At 33.8% G+C, this 18,823-nt stretch carries 10 protein-coding genes; 3 read left to right on the plus strand and 7 right to left on the minus strand.

Going from position 1 to position 18,823, the window contains the following annotated elements:
• Positions 1–19 precede the first annotated feature (19 nt).
• From rpmE to LEP1GSC059_RS01670, 3 genes are all read right to left on the minus strand, one after another.
• Positions 20–223 (minus strand): 50S ribosomal protein L31, encoded by a 204-nt coding sequence (gene rpmE, locus LEP1GSC059_RS21035; RefSeq protein ID WP_002152427.1) that lies wholly within the window; start codon positions 221–223, stop codon positions 20–22.
• 20 nt (positions 224–243) lie between these two features.
• The gene (gene rho / locus LEP1GSC059_RS01665) at positions 244–1,695 is read right to left on the minus strand and encodes a transcription termination factor Rho (protein ID WP_002178030.1); all 1,452 of its coding nucleotides are present in this window, start codon (positions 1,693–1,695) and stop codon (positions 244–246) included.
• A gap of 146 nt (positions 1,696–1,841) precedes the next feature.
• Entirely contained in the window at positions 1,842–2,981 is a 1,140-nt protein-coding gene (locus LEP1GSC059_RS01670) for a CBS domain-containing protein (protein WP_002177895.1), read from the minus strand.
• 210 nt (positions 2,982–3,191) lie between these two features.
• Here LEP1GSC059_RS01670 and LEP1GSC059_RS01675 point away from each other — a divergent pair, with 210 nt between their 5' ends.
• From LEP1GSC059_RS01675 to LEP1GSC059_RS01685, 3 genes are all read left to right on the plus strand, one after another.
• Positions 3,192–4,691: a DUF3592 domain-containing protein gene (locus LEP1GSC059_RS01675; protein ID WP_020980155.1), complete on the plus strand. Its 1,500-nt coding sequence runs from the start codon at positions 3,192–3,194 to the stop codon at positions 4,689–4,691.
• Between the two features lie 390 nt (positions 4,692–5,081).
• On the plus strand, positions 5,082–8,603 hold the full coding sequence (locus tag LEP1GSC059_RS01680) for a tetratricopeptide repeat protein (RefSeq protein WP_020980171.1): 3,522 nt from the start codon (positions 5,082–5,084) through the stop codon (positions 8,601–8,603).
• Between the two features lie 8 nt (positions 8,604–8,611).
• Entirely contained in the window at positions 8,612–9,628 is a 1,017-nt protein-coding gene (locus LEP1GSC059_RS01685) for an LVIVD repeat-containing protein (RefSeq protein WP_017215640.1), read from the plus strand.
• A 1,073-nt stretch (positions 9,629–10,701) separates the two neighbouring features.
• Here the strand turns inward: LEP1GSC059_RS01685 and sph (LEP1GSC059_RS01690) are convergent.
• The 4 genes from sph (LEP1GSC059_RS01690) to LEP1GSC059_RS01705 all read right to left on the minus strand — a co-directional run bounded on the left by sph (LEP1GSC059_RS01690) (position 10,702) and on the right by LEP1GSC059_RS01705 (position 18,721).
• Entirely contained in the window at positions 10,702–12,411 is a 1,710-nt protein-coding gene (gene sph / locus LEP1GSC059_RS01690) for a sphingomyelin phosphodiesterase (RefSeq protein ID WP_238323696.1), read from the minus strand.
• 201 nt (positions 12,412–12,612) lie between these two features.
• Entirely contained in the window at positions 12,613–14,559 is a 1,947-nt protein-coding gene (gene sph / locus LEP1GSC059_RS01695; RefSeq protein ID WP_155243379.1) for a sphingomyelin phosphodiesterase, read from the minus strand.
• 627 nt (positions 14,560–15,186) lie between these two features.
• Positions 15,187–16,815 carry a sphingomyelin phosphodiesterase gene (gene sph, locus LEP1GSC059_RS01700; protein ID WP_020980169.1) on the minus strand — a complete coding sequence of 543 codons (1,629 nt, stop codon included), beginning with the start codon at positions 16,813–16,815 and terminating at the stop codon, positions 15,187–15,189.
• 1,057 nt (positions 16,816–17,872) lie between these two features.
• Positions 17,873–18,721 (minus strand): tetratricopeptide repeat protein, encoded by an 849-nt coding sequence (locus LEP1GSC059_RS01705; protein WP_017215644.1) that lies wholly within the window; start codon positions 18,719–18,721, stop codon positions 17,873–17,875.
• Positions 18,722–18,823: the final 102 nt, after the last annotated feature.

Raw genomic sequence — 18,823 nt, forward strand, 5'->3', positions numbered from 1 at the left:
AAGAAGAGTTTGTAAACTCTCACTGCATCTTATATTTTTTCTTGAACTTATCTACCCGACCAGTGGTATCCACTAGTTTAGACTTTCCCGTAAAGAAAGGATGACAAGCGGAGCAGATCTCAATATTAATATCGCCGATAGAAGTTCTGGTTTCGTATACTGTTCCACAGGATGCACAGCTGATTTTAGCTGCTCTATAGTTTGGATGAATTTCAGTTTTCATAAATTCCCTTGTTGAAACGTTTACTGTGTGTTCATACTGGCTAAAAAGGCGTCGTTTGTTTTAGAAAGCCTCATTTTTTCCAGCAATAATTCCATGCTTTCCGTGATACTCATAGGAGAAAGTACTTTTCGCAGAACAAATACTTTCTGAAGAACGTCTTTGGTAATCAATAGTTCTTCCTTGCGGGTTCCGGACTTATTGATGTCGATCGCAGGGAAGATTCGTTTATCAGAAAGTTTCCGATCTAGATGGATTTCCATATTTCCAGTTCCTTTGAATTCTTCAAAGATAACCTCGTCCATTTTAGATCCAGTATCTATCAAGGCAGTGGCGATGATCGTAAGAGAACCTCCTTCCTCAATATTTCTTGCGGCTCCAAAAAATCGTTTCGGTTTGTGGAGCGCATTGGAGTCCACTCCACCAGAAAGAATTTTACCGGAAGTAGGAATGACTTGGTTGTATGCCCGAGCCAAACGAGTGATTGAATCTAAAAGAATGACTACGTCTTTTCCGTGTTCTACGAGACGTTTTGCTTTTTCGATGACCATCTCTGCGACCTGAACGTGTCTTTGTGCAGGTTCGTCAAATGTAGAAGAAACTACTTCTCCACGAACGTGACGGGCCATGTCTGTCACTTCTTCGGGACGTTCGTCGATTAGTAATACAATTAAAGAACATTCCGGATGATTGTATGTGATCGCGTTTGCGATATTTTGCATTAGAATCGTTTTACCGGTTCTAGGAGGTGCTACGATCAAGGCCCTTTGTCCTTTTCCAATTGGACACATCAAATCTAGGATTCTAGTATCGAGCATAGAAGGATCGTATTCCATCTTGAGCCTTTCGTTTGGATAAAGAGGAGTTAAGTTGTCAAATAAGGCGCGTTTGCCGGCTACGTCTGGAGTATAGCCGTTGACGGTTTCCACTCGAAGCATTGCAAAAAAACGTTCCGATTCTTTGGGCGGACGGATTTGGCCTTCTACTGTGTCTCCAGTTCTAAGACCGAACAATTTGATCTGAGATGGAGAAACATAAATATCGTCTGGACCAGGGACGTAATTATAATCCGGAGAACGTAAAAATCCGTATCCATCCGGAAGTTTTTCCATAACTCCCGCAGCGTGAACCTGTCCGTCTCTTTCTGCTTGTGCTTGTAGAATGGCGAAGATTAAATTCTGCTTTTTTAAGCCGCCAGTGTTTTCTACTCCTAGACCTTTAGCAACTTCGATCAAATCGGCGATCGCTTTTTTCTTGAGTTCTACAAGATCGATGGGCGCAGGTGCAGGACCTTCATAGCCTCCTCCTCGTTTACGTTTACGAGATCTGGGATCCGAATTTTCGGAGGAATCAAACTCTTGAGATTCTTGGCTTGTGCCTTCTTCTTCGAAAGAATCTCCGGAGTCGTTTTGGTTGTTATGATTGTGGTTGGAATGTTGGTGTCTGTTTTTATTGTCTCGTCTTGCTGTTGCCATATTAAGAACTACTTGAGTTTAAAAAGGGAGAAGGATTTCGCCTTTTTGAGATTTTATTTTTGAGATTTTAGAGTGGAGAAGAGATCAGTTAGATCGGTTCTAACCATGAGATAACGGATAAGAACGATGGTTGTCAACGAAATTATTCAGCGACGGCTTCTTTTTTTTACAGTGGTTTTAGAAGGATTTTTTTTGGATGCAGAGTTTGTTTTTGGCCCATTCTTATTGGACTTTTTAGAGTTAGGCGCCTGAGAGTTCTTTGAACCAAGTGTTTCCGTATTTTTAGGCGGTTTTTCTGAAGAACTGGAGGCCTTTTTACGAGGAATCGGATTTTCTTTCGAAAGGGAATAACGATTTTGTAGGTCTAAAAATTTGATTCTATTTTGAAGTGTGGTCCTAGGAACTCCCAATTGAAGCGCGGTATGAGATATATTGTCTTGGTTTGCTTTTAAAGAATAAAAGATAAACGAACTTTCTACTTCTTTAAGCATGGTTTCTAACGGAAGTTTTTGTAAAAATGCATCCCGAACGGACGGGAACTCCAACCCGCTTTCGTCCTGACGTCCCAAAACGGCGCGAGGTGTTACGAAATGATACAAATATCCTACTATTTTTGGGCCTTGTTTGAGAACGATGATTCTTACGTTACATTCTAACTCGGTTATATAGGTTTGCAGAGAAAAAGTAGAATTTCCGTCTAATCGAAGTTCGTTGGTTTTTAGATAGTCTGCTAAAAGATTTTTACTCATTTCCTTGAGTAATCTTTCCGCTTGTTGGATTGAATCCCGAAAGTATTTTTTAGGTAGAATGTTTTGTTCAAAGGTTTCGTTGTAAAATATAGAACTTCCTTCTAAATCGGTTGCTAAAAGTCCGTCTGGAAAGTTTTGAAGTATGAGCTCCATAAACCAAAAACGGGAATTTTGTTCTTTTTCTTGTTTTTGGACTTCGGTTACGGGAGGTACAATTTGACGATTGGCTGATACGAGTTGTCCGAGTCCTGCCATCAATTGCACCTTGTCCCATTCTTCTTTTTTTTCGCCTGTGGTAGATAAGACCGGAATTGATTTTTGTCTTTGAAAGTATTGAAAGAAAGATTCTGGAATGTCAGTTTCTAAAAATGATTCTGGAATTTGTGTATATTCTTTTTCGGAATTACTCAAATCAGCCATTTCCATTTGGATCAACTTGCGAGATAATAAGCCGATCAATTTTCCAGAGTTGTCTACAACGGGTAGATGTGTTGAAGGTGTAAGTAGAAAATATTTGTAAATGGTTTCTATTTTCATGTGAGTAAATTGCTGCCGATTTTACGTCAGAATACTTTTATTTTTTGGTCTGTAGGAAAATTCTTCTCTTTTTTGAAGCGGGAAAGCCGGTTCCACGAAAAAGATTTCCGGAGAATGTGGGAGTTCCCACATCAGCGGAAAAGATCGATGACAAAATCAAGCCTCGATTTAGGATTCACGAGGTTCACTTCGAATTACGGCGGTTAACGGATGAAACGCAAAAAAAACAAAATCTCGATCCCCGAAATTATCATCTTTCTCATTTTCATTCTTGTCCTATCCTTATTCACAGGATTTAGCGCACTCGGTCTTTACGCATTTGGAAAACAAATTCAAAAATCATGGGAAAGTGTTTCCTGGATACCCTCCACTGCGACGATTATTTCTCATCCTTCGGAAGAAGAAGAAAAGTTAGACGAAATCATAGCAAAAAAAAGATTTCTTTACGGTTATATCGTAAACGGAACTAACTATAAAAACGATACGATTCGTTTTGGACTGAGTGAAAACGAAATCGAAAATAGAATTCAAAATTTTAAAAAAAATCAAAATATCTCCATCTACTACAATCCCGATAACCCCAAGGAATCCGTAGTAGAGAACGCATTCGAATTTTCCAATCTCATTTATCCGATCCTATTTTTCGTATTCTGTTTCTTACTCAGCATTTTATTCTTTTCCGTCGAAATCTCTTCGATCCTTTTTCTGTTTGGAAAAAAGAAAATCGCCGGCTCTACGATAAAGATGTTTTTTGGAACATTCCTTGCGATATTTACATTTATACCGCTTTCGTTTGTTTCGTTTTCCGCGCATGAGATTTACAAAGGAATACAAAGTAATACCTGGAAAAAGACGAACGGGAAAATTCTTTCGATAAGGACAATCTCCGATAACGATAGCACAAAACATTCGAACACAAAAGTCTTTTATCAATACGCGTCGGGAGGAAAAACATACACCAACTCAAAAATCAGTTATCTCAAAGAATTTCCTTACATAGGAGAAGAATTCGATACGTTCAATCTTTATAATTCTTCCGATTCGGTGTCCGTATTTTTGAATCCCGATACAAAAGAAGAAAGCGTATTAATACAGGGAACGGGGATCTTTCCTTTTTTTGTTTTGCTTTTAGGCGTATGTTTTTCGAACATATTCGGATTTTGGTTTGCCATATATATCGATTCCCACAAAACCTTAACGAAAAAAATTTCACCGCAGAAACAAAGAAGTGTGTTCTTCACTTCCTTCCTTCTTCCTTTTTTAGCAGTCGCTTCACTGATCAGTTTTTTAGGATTTCAAAATGTCTACACTCATCATTTAGCCGAAAACTGGCCGACAACGGAAGCAACGATTCTAAGAGCAGAAGTTCAAAACAGAGACGACTTACACCAAAATATATCGGATAGAACACGTCTCTCCCAATATATTCCTAAAATTGAATATAGCTATCGAATCGAAAATAAAGAATACATCGGCAATCGAATTCAAACCGGAGGAATATGGAGCTCAAGTGATTCTTCCGTTGCGAAAGAAATAGTACAGAAATATAAAGGCCGTTCCGTTCGAATTTATTACAATCCCGAAAATCCGACGGAGTCCTATCTGGAACGTTCGGGTATTTTTAGAGCTTACTCAATAGGAATCATTTCCGGCCTTTTTTCCGTTTTCATTTTTCTGATTCTGATTCGAATCTGGAAAATAAAGAAATGAATTTGAAAAATATATTAAGAATATGATATTACGAATCGTTCATTTACTCCTTGAAAAGTCCGATTGTTTTCATTCACAAATCGGAACTCGGCACAAATTCGCCAAAAACAAGGATCATTAGTTTTAGAACCTATCTCAAAAATCCTTTATCTTTTCTTTACTTAAAATGCCAAATCGGCGTCAGAATACTTTTATTTTTTGGTTTGTAGGAAAATTCTTCTCTTTTTTTAATTTATGAACTATAAGTGAGAATGACTTGGATTTATCCAAACTTTCTGACTCAGAATTCAACATATTTCGTCCTCAATTCGTAATCTTTCGGATAAAAAGTGATATGACTTTCTAAGTCGTTTGTTATTTTACCGAATACTTTTGATTGAACTGTAATTTATGATTTTCAAACCGAAAAATTTTACTAAAGAGACAATTCCAAAATACTACTCAGATTATTTTGAAAAACTACAGAATTTTGACTTTGAAGGAGGTATGAAACTTCTTAAGGAAATTTTTCAAGACGAGCGGAACCAAAATAAACAGGGAAAACCTACTGATTTTTTAAAGGAAGAGGAAGAATACAAAAGTTTATCTGTTCGTTTTCAAGAAATGATAGATGGATTTCATTTTTCTGAGCCGGTATCTAAAAAAGTGAATTGGATACTGAAATATTTAGAAGAAAGTTTCAATCCGGAAAATTTAAAAGTTCATCAATTTAAACCTTTCAACGGTTTTCTTTTTAAGATGTCCAATTATGGATTTTCTAGTGCGGTTTTAGATTCGGTCCATTTTGATCCGGAAACACAAGAATTTTCGAATGTATTTGGGCTAAATCACGAAATCATCTTTGAAAAAGATTCGTATCCTTCCGGAGAAGATTTAGAGGAAACAGAAGAAAATAGTTCCGAACTCTATAATTTTATCTACGAGATGGAAGGGGGGAAATATTCGATTTACTATCAAGAAGAAAAAGTCGAAGGACGGGATTTACACGTTCATATCAAACTACTTCTATTTTCAAAAATGATTCGTGAAATTATAGATAAACTTTTGTTAGACGAAAGTTTTGCAAGGTTCCCGAAATCGTTTCCTTTTTACGTTCTAATAAACTCGGAAGAATGTTACAGTTACACTCAGGATTCGTTTTTTTTAGAAATTTTGCCTCCGATAGAATTACAATCTCTTCGCGAGAATCCTTATTTCACGTTGTATGAAACATCATCTAAAATTGAAAATTCCATTTCTGCAAAAGAAGAATTTTTATTTCATCTTCGATTTTTAGACCAACAGGATTCCAAAGAATTTCAGATCTTGCTTGGAATGGTAGATTCCAATCCGGAATTTCAGTCTCTTTTAGAAAAATTTGCCTTAGATTCTCTCAATTATAACTTCGAGGAAGAGGAAGAGGAAGAGGAAGAGGAAGAGGAAGAGGAAGAGGAAGAGGAAGAGGAAGAGGAAGAGGAAGAGGAAGAGGAAGAGGAAGAGGAAGAGGAAGAGGAAGAGGAAGAGGAAGAGGAAGAGGAAGAGGAAGAGGAAGCTTTTGCCAAAGTAAAAGATTTTGAACCTCATTTATTTTCTGGCTTTTTTTGGAAACTAGCCCAATTGAATCCAATATCTCATCTTGAAAACGCGCGTAATTTTCAAAACAATGTTTTTTTTCGTCCTCCACCTCCGTTGGTTGATTCATACAAAATAGCAATTCCTAATATTAATAATTTTTCATGTACTTTATTTGAGTCTTATTTGGCCATTCCGGAAGAATATAAGTCTGAGTTTTATACTTCGTTTCAAGAAACGTTAGATCGAATGAAGTCTCTGGCTCATCCTGGATTTAAAATTCGAGCTATGGAGATCGAGGCCAGATTTAGATCCAATCAATATGATTCCAAAGAAAATCCAATGTATTCGGATCCTCCCGAAGAATTCATAAATACGATGATCGATCTGATTCATTGTATGCCGGAAAAATTTCCTTGGTTTGGAGAATCGTGGGATTTTGTTTTTGAAAATAGGCTTATGCTTTTAGGAAAAAAGGCAAAGAGGACGGTTCCCGCAGTAATTGAAGTAATGGAAAGATATGATTACGAGGACTCCACTCGCAAACTCGCTACTATCTTATATACGATTGGATGTGATGATATTCCTTCTCTTGTTCATGAACTGCATAAAGAAAACGAATTTTATATGGAAGACTTTTACGACGAGTGGTCTAAGCAGGCTCCTGCGGCTCGTTGGTCCTATTTTTTGGATCGGTTTGAACATTTTCCGGAAGACTTTGTACGTTCTGAAATTTGGGGAGACCTTCTTTATAATAGTGAACCGGGTTTTTTAGTATATTATGAAAATATTGAAAAGGATACAAATCGAAACCGGATTTTTTATGCGTTTTTAAAAGCTTTAAAAAACGATCCTCAAGACGTTTCCGTTCGTTTTGCTTCGTTTTACGCCGAGAAAATAAGAAATAAGGCTAAAAAAAATCGGGAAAGTTTTTTTCAAATTATATCCGAAATGACGGAACTTTTAAAACTATTAAACACACATGAGAAACTGAACGAAAAACAGAAGGTTTATCTTGAATGTGGTGTTTCGGCAGAATCGATCGAAGCGTTTTTATTAGAAAAGACGGATGTATTGGATATTTTAAATAAAACGTTATCCGAAATAAATCTAAATCCTCTATTACTCTTTTTGAAAGTGAATTACATAGAAAAAAAAGAAGGAATCAAACTGGCTATGGAAGAATTAAGACAAATTCTTCCGATTCTTTGGAAAGATGATTTTGTACTTTCAAAAACGTTCTTTTTATATCTTTTATTTCCAGATCAGAAATGGGACGAAATTCCTTCCGGAAAGTTATATGCTTTTTATACAAAAGTTCGTTCCGTTTTTCAAAATCGTTTTTTTAGGGACGGTAAATTTGTAGCTGATTTTGAATCTTTTTGGATGGATCCGTTTGTAAATGTTTTAAAAGAAGAATATTCAAAAATTGAAATAGAATCACACAAGGTTTGGGTTCAAAATCAAACCGAAGAATTTGTGGTTTTCGAAAAGTTAGGTTCTATTTCTGAAAAGGAACTGGTTACATTTTTAAAACCTGGTAATTTGTCTTTTAACCTTTTGATTGTGTCTAAACTTTTAAAACATTCTAATAATTTTTCTAAAGAACTTTTACAAATTCTAGAATGGGAAACAGAAGAAACTTCGATTTTTCAGATCTTGAAATTGTATTATCAGAATGAGTTTTTAAAAGAAGAACTCTTTCAGAATCAGGTGTTTCATGATCATTTGGCGTTTTTTATTAAAGAATACGATGAGATTTCTTCTCGAGAACTCGCTAAATTCATTTTTTCTAAACTTAAGGAAAAACAATATTCATTAGTAATTGTAGAGACTGTAAAAGATTTGGATCCGAATGCGATCATATATTGTTTTTTAACTGTTTATTGGGCGTTTCAAAATGAAAATCGTTTGAATGAGTTAGAATCAATTCTGATTCAATTTCTTAAAGATTCGGATCAGAGAAGACCTGAATATGTTTTGATTGCAGCTAATTTAGGAGTTTTGCAAATAGAAATAGGCAAGTTAGAAACGGCTAAAATAACTTTTGATTCAATTTTTTCTATGGATTGGAGCCGTTTTGATTATAAAAAAGAATCTGATTTTATGGATAAGATTTTAGGTGAGGATTTAGATAAACAGTATTCAGATATTTTTCATAAATATTATGCACATGCAAAGTTTAACGCGGCTTGTTTGTATTCCAAGTTACAAGATCCCGAAAAAAGCGTATCTTATTTAAAAGAAGCGGCGGGTCTTGAGCCGGAAATTTACAATAGAACGAAAATTCTTTCTGAAAAAGATTTTTTATCCATTGAAAACTTCGAAATATATAAAGAATTTATTAACTCTTTAAGTTAAGGATCAAGATGTTAAGTTGTCATTTGGATTTGTTACATAAAGTTTATTTAAAGGATGTAAATCAATTTGTTATTTACAAAGATTATGCGTTTGTATACGGAGAAGCCCATGAAATTCATATTCTTAGTCTTGAAGTTCCAGAAAAACCTACTCTTGTTCGATCTATTTCGTTTCAAAAAGGAATTGTAAAAGTAGATATTAAAAAAGATATTTTATACGTAGCTGAAGACGAAAGGGCAATTCATATATTTGATTTATCTAATGTTTCTGATCCGAAACGTGTAAATTCTTTTATATTATTAGGCTACAATATTTATGATATGGAAATTGTAGGCGAAAATGTAATTATCGCCTTGAATTGGGAAGGAATCGGGTTGATAGATTTGAATTTACCGGATCAAATTCAACCAGTTCAAAAACTAAAATTAGAAAATCGATATGTGAAGCGTTTGGTTCCGTTTGGGGATAAACTTTTAATCGTAAATAATTCTCAGGATGACTTATTGTTGTATGAAATTTCTATTATAAACGACTTTTTAAAAATCGAAAATAAAATAGAGTTTCCTGATTTTAATCCATCTAGGGTATTTTGTGGAACGTCGGAAGTCATTTTATACGGTGAATTTAAAAAGGGAAAAAATAATCGGAATGGAATTTTACTTTTGGATAACAGTTTACAACCTTTAGGTGATCCGATTCGTTTGGAACGTTCTCCGATTGTTTGTTTTCAGCTTTCTGGTGGTAATTTTCTTTTTGGTTTCGATTATTCTTACGTTTTATTGGATAAAACAAAATGTGAAATTGTTCCTTTGTTTGCACAATTTAAACAAAGAAATTCTAATCAGTACGTGGAGATTATGAGTAATTCTAGTTCTGGATTGGAACCTCGGGATACTTCCGATCTTGTTTCTATGAATTCTTTGAAAAACGCTCATAAACAAGGGGATTTCTTTTTTGCTATACATGGTAGCTATTTTACATCTTTTAGAATATTAGAAAATTCTTTATTTCAAGATATTGTTTGAGAATTTGTAGCTTTCTTTTAGTTGCAGTATTTTTAAAGTGCATTTGTTGGTGAATATTCAGTAGCACCTTTAGGTCGGAACAGCGTCCATTTTTGGAATTGTGGGAACTCTCACAAATTACGAGATTTAATAGTGAAATTCTTTAGGTCGGAACTGCGCCCATTTTTGGAATTGTGGGAACTCTCACAAGTTACGAGATTTTAACCGTAGTTGATTTCTTTAGAAAACCTTTAAAAAGTAAAAACTAAATTCAATTGTGCCGATGAATTATTTCATTCAAAAATTTGTTTACAAAAAATTTAAAGATAAAATGCGAAATTACTAAAATAACGTGAGTTCGGCGTAAGAGATTCGATTCGTTTTATAAAAACATGATTTTTCCATAAAAAATAAATGTGGAACTCCTCGATTCGAATCACAAGAAATGAATGTTTAAAAATTGATTAGAGTTACTAAAAAATTAATTCCCCATCAGTTTTTTTTGCATAGAAATGGTCGATTAAAATAGTATTGTTAATCTAAACTATGGAATTTTTCAACAACTCCATTATACAACTTAATCTGTGGGAACTCTCACAAATCTTGTAGTTAGACTTGAAAATTGTGGGAACTATTACCAAAAGAATCATCGTCCATCCGATTTTTGCACAAAAACGCTGTTTTGCGGTCATCATCAAAATTTGAATTCCATTTTAACGTGAGTTCTGATTGAGAAAAATTTTTCTAAAAGTATGAGTTCCTACAATTTTAGATTTTTTTTAAATCGTGATTTGCAGTAGTTCCCACATTTAAAGAATTAATCTGTAAAGTTCAGATTTCAACTTTTTTCAGAATCATCGGTTCCTTACGCCGAACTCACGCTAAAATAAGCTGGGTAATTTCTATTTTATTAGGTAATGATTGTATTTTTATAAATTTTTGTATTCTATTTTAAGGATTTTGTAAAATGCTCGGGTGCAGAAGTGTAAAAATTAAAAAATATATTATAAAAAAATAATATTATTGTATATTAATTTAATTGAGAAAAAATAAACAATAAGAGAAGTAAAAATAACTTCTCTTTGATCAGAAAATTAATGATGGTAGATTAAATCTTTACTCCAGTCTTTGGGCGGGTTTGAGTCTAGATGCAAGTAAAAAATCTCTCTTGCACTAAGGAAGGACTGTACCCAAAGAAACAAGTATTCCTTCCAACTTCCTCTGTCCCAAACCGTTATGTAATGATAACCACCACCAATCGTATCCCAATCATAGAAGGTGACCCTACTGCCATTTTTTAGACATCCATTGTCTAAATTTTTAATGCCTAAGCTATTAGAACCGTCGTTAAATTTAGTATAGTATCCATAGTCACCACTGGCAGCGCCAATAAACCAATTCCAATAATAATTTAAATAATAAGAAGATTCAATTCTAACCGATCCGCTATTCATACAAGATGGATTAGATTCAGAAACATTCTCTTGTAATAGATTGAATTTAGTAAAATCCGTTTTTATCTTTGTATCTGCTTTTAGCCATCCGTCTTTTCTATTAGGATCTGCTTGGATGAATTTACCATTAGTGGCCGATTGAAAAGAAACTTGATCGTATTTTCTTTTATGTCCGGACTTTGTAGGAGTAGAAGAATCTGCATATACAAAACCGTATACGGGATAACGATCTGAAAATTCGTAACTTGTATATCCATCAGATCGTTTCCAGATTGTACTTGAAATTGGATCGTAAGCTAGGTTTTGCCAAACTGGAGGTTGAGCGTGTGATTTTGAAACGAAAATATAATCCAAGTAAACCGGTTCTTCGTTTTCGTAATAGTATGCGGCAATTGCGTTTGTTTTTGTATCTAAAGTAAAAGGAACTCCCACATATTTAGGTTCGTTAACGTTTAACCTGGAAATCATATCGTAATATTCATTACTTCCTTTGATTACGTTTAAATCACCCGCGATCAAAACAGTTTCATCTTTTGGAATATTTTTAGAATATATAAAATCTCTAATATTATTGAATTGACGTTTACGTATGGTTTCTTCAGAATTAAAGCAATCAGATGCACGAGCTTGTAACTGAGTCCCGATGATATGAAATTTTTTTCCATCTTTATTAATTTTCACATAGGCGAATCCTTTGTTATAATACTGATCTTGGCCACAACTTGAATTATTAAATATATATTGAATTTTTTCTTCGATAGGCCATTTACTAACGATCACAACTCCTCCGTTAGTTATTGGAGGTTCTTTATAGGTTCCAAGAGTTGTGTCCCAATCTTTTTTTGTTCTACCGACCACGTCTGTTTGATACGGATATTCGGAGCGAATTTTTTCTAAAAGAATTTTTCCAGCGGTGTTATGGGATAATCTTTCAAACACGATAACGTCTTGATTTTTTATATAACCTGAACTTGCAATTTTTTGCGCCCTTTCTTCTTGTCTTAAATCTTTTCCGTGTAGAAGATTTGTAGGTGCCATAAATACATTGTGGCTTAAAATTTTAATTCCTACATCTGTAGAATCTGAATTCACAATTGAATTTTGATCTGGAGGAAGTGGTTTGGAAGAGTCAGAACCCGAAACGTTGGCATTTGAATTAGGATCTGTGTTTATTGAACTTTCACTTTCCTCATTTACATTTTTGTTATCTAAAGTGTTAAGAAAGAGCAATAAAAAACTCATGGAGTTTTGTTTGCCAGGTTTACAACTTGTAAAGAATATGCAATAAATTGCAATAACTACTAAACTTATAGATTTTTTCATATATATCCAGCTTTTTTCGAAATACATTTCGCTTGATCATTTTATATATCTGTTTGTTCTTATATATTATTTAAATAAAAAAGAAAGTAATTTCTAGAAAATGTTTTTGTTTCTATCATATCAAATCTTACACTTAAGTATTATTCTATATATAATTTTATTTACTGTTTTTTAATATTTATTTTTGAAAAATCCTGGCCTCCGAATTTAAGAGGCCAGGAAGGGAAATTAGCGATAAATAAGATCCATATTCCAATTTTTTACCGGAGTAGAGTTCAATCTGAGATAAAAGATTTCTCTCTGGCTGATTGAATCTTTCCAAAGGTAAAGATGTTCGTTCCAATTTCCTTTATCCCAAACGGTTAGATAGTAATGGTTTTTAGAATAAGTATCATAATCTTTGAATACGATTTTACTTCCGTCTTCCAGACATTTCTCGCTCAAATTGATAATCTCGAGTTGATTGGAAGCGTCATTAAACTTAGGATAGTAGCCGTAGTTACCGGACCCTCCGCCTAACCACCAGTTCCAAAAGTAATTTAAGGAATGGGAAGATTCGATTCTAACGAGGCCACTTTTGATACAGGAAGGGTCTAAATTCCCTTCTTGTAATAAATTGAATTTAGTAAAATTCGTTTTTACTGTTGTATCTGCTTTTAGCCATCCATTTTTTTTATTAGGATCTGCTTGAATGAATTTACCGTTAGCGGCCGATTGAAAAGAAACTTGATCGTATTTTCTTTTATGTCCGGACTCTGTAGGGGTAGCAGAGTCTGCATATACAAAACCGTATATCGGATAGTGATCCGAAAGTTCGTCACTCGTATATCCGGATACGGTCCAGGTTTGTTTCGAGACCGGATCGTAGGCTAGGTTTTGCCAAACCGGGGGTTGAGCGTGCGATTTCGAAACGAGGATATAATCCAAGTAAACCGGTTCTTCGTTTTCGTAATAATATGCGGCAATTTCATTTGTTTTTGTATCCCAGGTATAAGGAATTCCTACATATTTAGGTTCGTTAACGTTTAACCTGGAAATCATATCGTAATATTCATTACTTCCTTTGATTACGTTTAAGTCACCCGCGATCAAAACAGTTTCATCTTTTGGAATATTTTTAGAATATATAAAATCTCTAATATCATTGAATTGATTAGCTCTATTGAATACTCCTAAGTTTGAACAGTTATGATCCTGGGATTGATTGTGAGTGCCTATGACATGAAATTTTTTTCCTTCTTTGTTAATTTTTACATAAACAAACCCTTTATTCGTAAACCAATCCGCTCCACATCCAGGGTCATTAAAGATATATTGAACCCTTTCTTCGATAGGCCATTTACTAACGATTACAACTCCTCCATTAATGAGCGAGTAGGATCGAAAGTTGCCTAAGTTTGCGTCCCAATCTTTTTGTGTTCTACCGACCACGTCCGTTTGATACGGATATTCTTCCTTCAGGTTGTCCAAGAGAATTTTTCTTGCGTTTGTGTCAAAAGCTTCTTCGAACACGATAACGTCCTGATTTTTTACGTAATCCGATTTCGAAATTCGTTTTGCTCTTTCGTCGTGTCCCCAATTTCCCCAGCGCGGAAGATTTGTGGGCAACATAAATACATTGTGACTTAGGACTTTTAATTCTATATTTTTGGAATTTACTTTTGTAGGAATGTTATTTGAGGAATCTTTCTTAATCAAACTACTGTTAGCTGACTTTTCATTTGCTTGATTATTATTTGCAGGCGCAGGATTCACTGGATTTGGATTTTCGGGATCGTTATTTACTGGAACTGCATTTGCTTGATTATTATTTGCAGGCGCAGGATTCACTGGATTTGGATTTTCGGGATCGTTATTTACTGGAACTGCATTTGCTTGATTGTTATTTGCAGGCGCAGGATTCACTGGATTTGGATTTTCGGGATCGTTATTTACTGGAACTGCATTTGCTTGATTATTATTTGCAGGCGCAGGATTCACTGGATTTGGATTTTCGGGATCGTTATTTATAGAAACCGAATTTACGAAATCGTTATTTGTTTGGTTGGGGAGAAATAACAGCGAAGTAAATAAATCCATATATGAGGATTTATTTTCAGGTAAACAACGTATCAGAGAGAATAACAATAGGCAGTAACCTATCAGTAGTTTTGGTTTTGTTATTTTATTTATCATTATTCACTATCTCCATTCTTTATGTTTGTATTTTATGTTATCATATATCATAAAAATGAATAGTAATTTATAAAAAAATTCTAATAAAGACTATATACTTAAAAATACTTAGGTAATCGAGAAGGAGACTTAAGGAGCGTTAATTTAAGGGTGTTTAAAATTTGGAGCATTGTGCGGGTGTATGTAAAATAATACTCTGGAAATTATTTATAAATAAAAGTTAATTTAAAATTATTATAATATTATTTAACTTAAATTATTAATATAATTGTTTAAAAATTCAATAGTTCATATCAAAAAACTGCTTCAATAGACCGTTTTTGTGAAATGGGGAGTTAATTTTAAAACACCTATATTGATAAATCCATAATTTATTTTTATAAAAAGGTTGGGATCTGAATTTGCAGATAGGTTGCTCTAAAATGTGAGAACTATCACAAGTTATGATTTCACGAATAAATTCTAAAATTGTAGGAGTTCATATTTTTAGAAAATTCTTTCTTATTTTCTTACGCCGAATTCACATTATTTAATAAGTGTGCTTGAAAATTTGAAAAGGATGTTTTTTGTAAATGTTTATTTGGAAAAAAGCCCGGCATTTTTGTTTAAATGACCGGGCATGGGAACTTAACGATAGATTAGATCTTTACTCCAATCTTTTGGAAGAGTTGAATTTAATTGAACGTAAAAAATTTCTTTTTCATTAATTGAATGGCTCCAAAGATAAAGATGTTCTTTCCAGCTTCCTTTGTTCCAAGCCGTGAGATGATAAAATTCTCCGGAATCTGTATCATAATCTTTGAATACGATTTTACTTCCGTTTTCTAAACACTTCTCGCCCAAAACTAAGATTTCTAAGCGTTTAGAAGGATCGTTAAATTTAGGATAGTAACCGTAGTTACCGGACCCTCCGCCTAACCACCAGTTCCAAAAATAATTTAAAGAGTGAGTAGGTTCTACTCGGATGGGTCCGCTTTTTAAACAGGATTGATTCGGATTCCCTTTTTGTAATAGATTGAATTTAGTAAAATCCGTTTTTATCTTTGTATCTGCTTTTAGCCATCCGTCTTTTCTATTAGGATCTGCTTGGATGAATTTACCATTAGTGGCCGATTGAAAAGAAACTTGATCGTATTTTCTTTTATGTCCGGACTTTGTAGGAGTAGAGGAATCTGCATATACAAAACCGTATACGGGATAGTGATCGGAAAGTTCGTCGCTTGTATATCCACCGAACGCAGTCCAGGTTTGAATTGTGATCGGATCGTAAGCTAGGTTTTGCCAAATTGGCGGTTGAGCATGTGATTTCGAAACGAGAATATAATCTAAATAAACCGGATTTTCTTTTTCGAAACCATAGGCTGCAATTGCGTTTGTTTTTGTATCCCAAGTATAAGGAACTCCTATATATTTAGGTTCGTTAACGTTGAGACTAAAGATCATATTAAAATATTCACTACTTCCTTTGATTACGTTTAAATCTCCTGCGATTAAAACGGTTTCATCTTTTGGAATGTTTTTGGAACGAATAAAATTTCTAATATCATTGAATTGATTTTCTCTCGTACTAACTCCTAAATCTGCACAAGTAGAATCTTGAGCCTGAACGTGAGTACCAATAACATGAAATTTTTTTCCATTCTTGTTGATTCTTACATAAGCGAATCCTTTATTTGCAAGCCAGTCTGCACCACATCCCGGATCGTTGAAGATGTATTGAATTTTTTCTTCGATAGGCCATTTACTAACGATCACAACTCCTCCGTTTAGGAAAGCGTCAAGTCTATAGAAGCCTAGAGTTTCATCCCAATTATTTTTCGCTCTTCCAATTACGTCGGTTTGATATGGATATTGAAAACGAATACCTTCTAATAAAATTTTTCTCGAATTCGTATCAAATGCCTCATCAAATACGATCACGTCTTGATTTTTTATATAATCGGCGTTTGCGATTTGTTTTGCTCTGTCCTGGTGCGCCCAATTAGCAATACCTTTTGGTAGCATAAAAATATTATGTGTTAGAATTTTTATTCCTACCGGAGCTTCCTTAACAGATTCCATATCCGTAGAGTAGGTATTACTTGCGGACTTCTGATTCAGAGAATCGATGTTTGTAGTCTCATTGTAAACTAAAGACAAGGTTGTCATAACGTCTTTAGATAAAGATTGTTTATCTGACAGACAACCTACTAAAAAGAAAAATGAGAGGCTTACATTTAAAATAAACCTCAAGTTTGTAATTTTGTTAATTCTCATACACTATCTCCATTTTTTTTGTGTCAATGTCTGAATAATTTTACATTTTAAAAAAGAAAAGTAGTTTATGAAAAATTTTAGTAAAAAATAAAATTCTAATGATATTTAAGTGAAAAAATATTAAGTTATGTAGTCTACTAATATGTACAAAGAGAATATAACATTTTGTTAATAAATTTAGTTAAAATTTAAAGAATTAAATTTTACGATTCATTACTAAAATGTTATTTGTTTGTATTAAATTATTTATTGAACAGGATTGGGTGTTTTTGAAGAAAACCAAATTAATTTAAAATATATTTTATACTTTAGAAGTGCTATTACTTTTTGACATTAAACTACTGTTAGGTGATATTTATCTAATTATTACTTAGACGAATAAAAATAATACTTATGATAAATTTATTTTAAAACTCAAAATGTGAGATCTTCTTCAAAAGCCAATAAATAGGATTTAAATGTAATTTTTTAAAAACTCTAATAGTCTTCTTTGTTTCAATAGAACGCGATCTATCGAACGACTGTAGAACATCCCGGGAAACTCAGCGGATGCCTTCTCTAAGGATTGGCATTTAGAAGGCGATATATTGAGTTTTCAGAAGTGAGACGCTTTAGTTTAAAAGAGCGTTCTGCTGGGTTCTCTAATGTCGATCTCTTTCGTGTTATATCGTAATTGCATTTATTATAAAAAATTAATTCTAAATTACATAAAGACTGTCTCAAAAAATCTAAAAAATCTAAAAAATATAAATGCTCATACTTTAGTAATTTATAATAAATTTTTGGATTTCTAATCGGACGTATAAAAATGGTACACAAAATTAATGAGTGATTTTGCGAAGATGTAGGAGTTCTCAAAAATTGAACGATTCATGGTTTTTTGAAGGGAAGCTGGCGTTCTATTTTTTTTGGGGGAAACAAATTCATAAATAATATTATATTTTCTTAATTTTTAAAACAAGTTCATAACTTTAGATTGTATGTATTTTGTGTTTCGAGTCGATTTTGATTTTGGATTTAAAAGAATTATTTTGATCCGAAAAATATTTGAAACGGATTAGGGATCTTCTATTTCAACATTTTCTAATGTATCAAAAAAGCCGGTTTGAAGAAGAGGGGCGAAATCGATCATATCTTCGGCGTTGAGTTTCAGACCGTTTTCCATAGAATAAGCTTGTAAAAGGGAAGCGCAGGCTAAATGATTTTCTCCGAGCTGCGCGTGAGCTCTTGCTTTGATAATGAGAATATCCGAATCGGATTCTCCAAAATATTGAATATACAAGTCTATAAACTTAAGTGCATTTTTATGATCGGCTACTTTCAAATAACACTGAGCGATCATATCGTAGTGAAGAAAGTTTTCATCGTTATCCATACGCATGGAAGTTTTGAGAGAAACTAAAGCGGAGTTATAACTTCCCCTTTGATAATAAAGATGTCCCAGCTCCGCCCAAATATCTTTGCGTAGAATTCCCTTACCTCTCGAAAGTTTTTCCTGAGCCAGGGCTTGTTTTAAAACCGTGATCGCCTCGTTGGAACGATCGGTATCTTTTAAAAGAGAAGCCAATGTGAGATAAAGTTCTAGCTGATCCGGATAGAGATCGATTCCTTTGGTGAGAATTTTTTTGGCCTGTTTGAAATCGTTGATCTTAATGAGATAGTTGGAATAATAAAGATAACTTTCTGGTTCTTTTGAATATTTGGAAATAATTTCTTGAAATAGGTTTAGGGTTTCCCGAGTGTTTCCTATATGATATTGGCACCAAGCTTGGCGATTGAGTATTTTAAGAATTGTTTTAGGATTATTGGTAAACGAAAGAGCTTCTTTATATAAATTGAAAGCTTTGGTAAATTCTCTTTGATTGTCCCTCTGAATCGCAGATCTGATCAGTGTGGGGAAATTCACAGTTTAGACAGATTAAAAATTTTCAAAAAATAATCAAGTTTTCTATTGATCATCCGAGAATAGAATCGGGGTAAAAAAAAGAAAACCCCAAATTCTCGGAAG

The organism is Leptospira noguchii serovar Panama str. CZ214 (assembly GCF_000306255.2).
Lineage (GTDB): Bacteria > Spirochaetota > Leptospiria > Leptospirales > Leptospiraceae > Leptospira > Leptospira noguchii.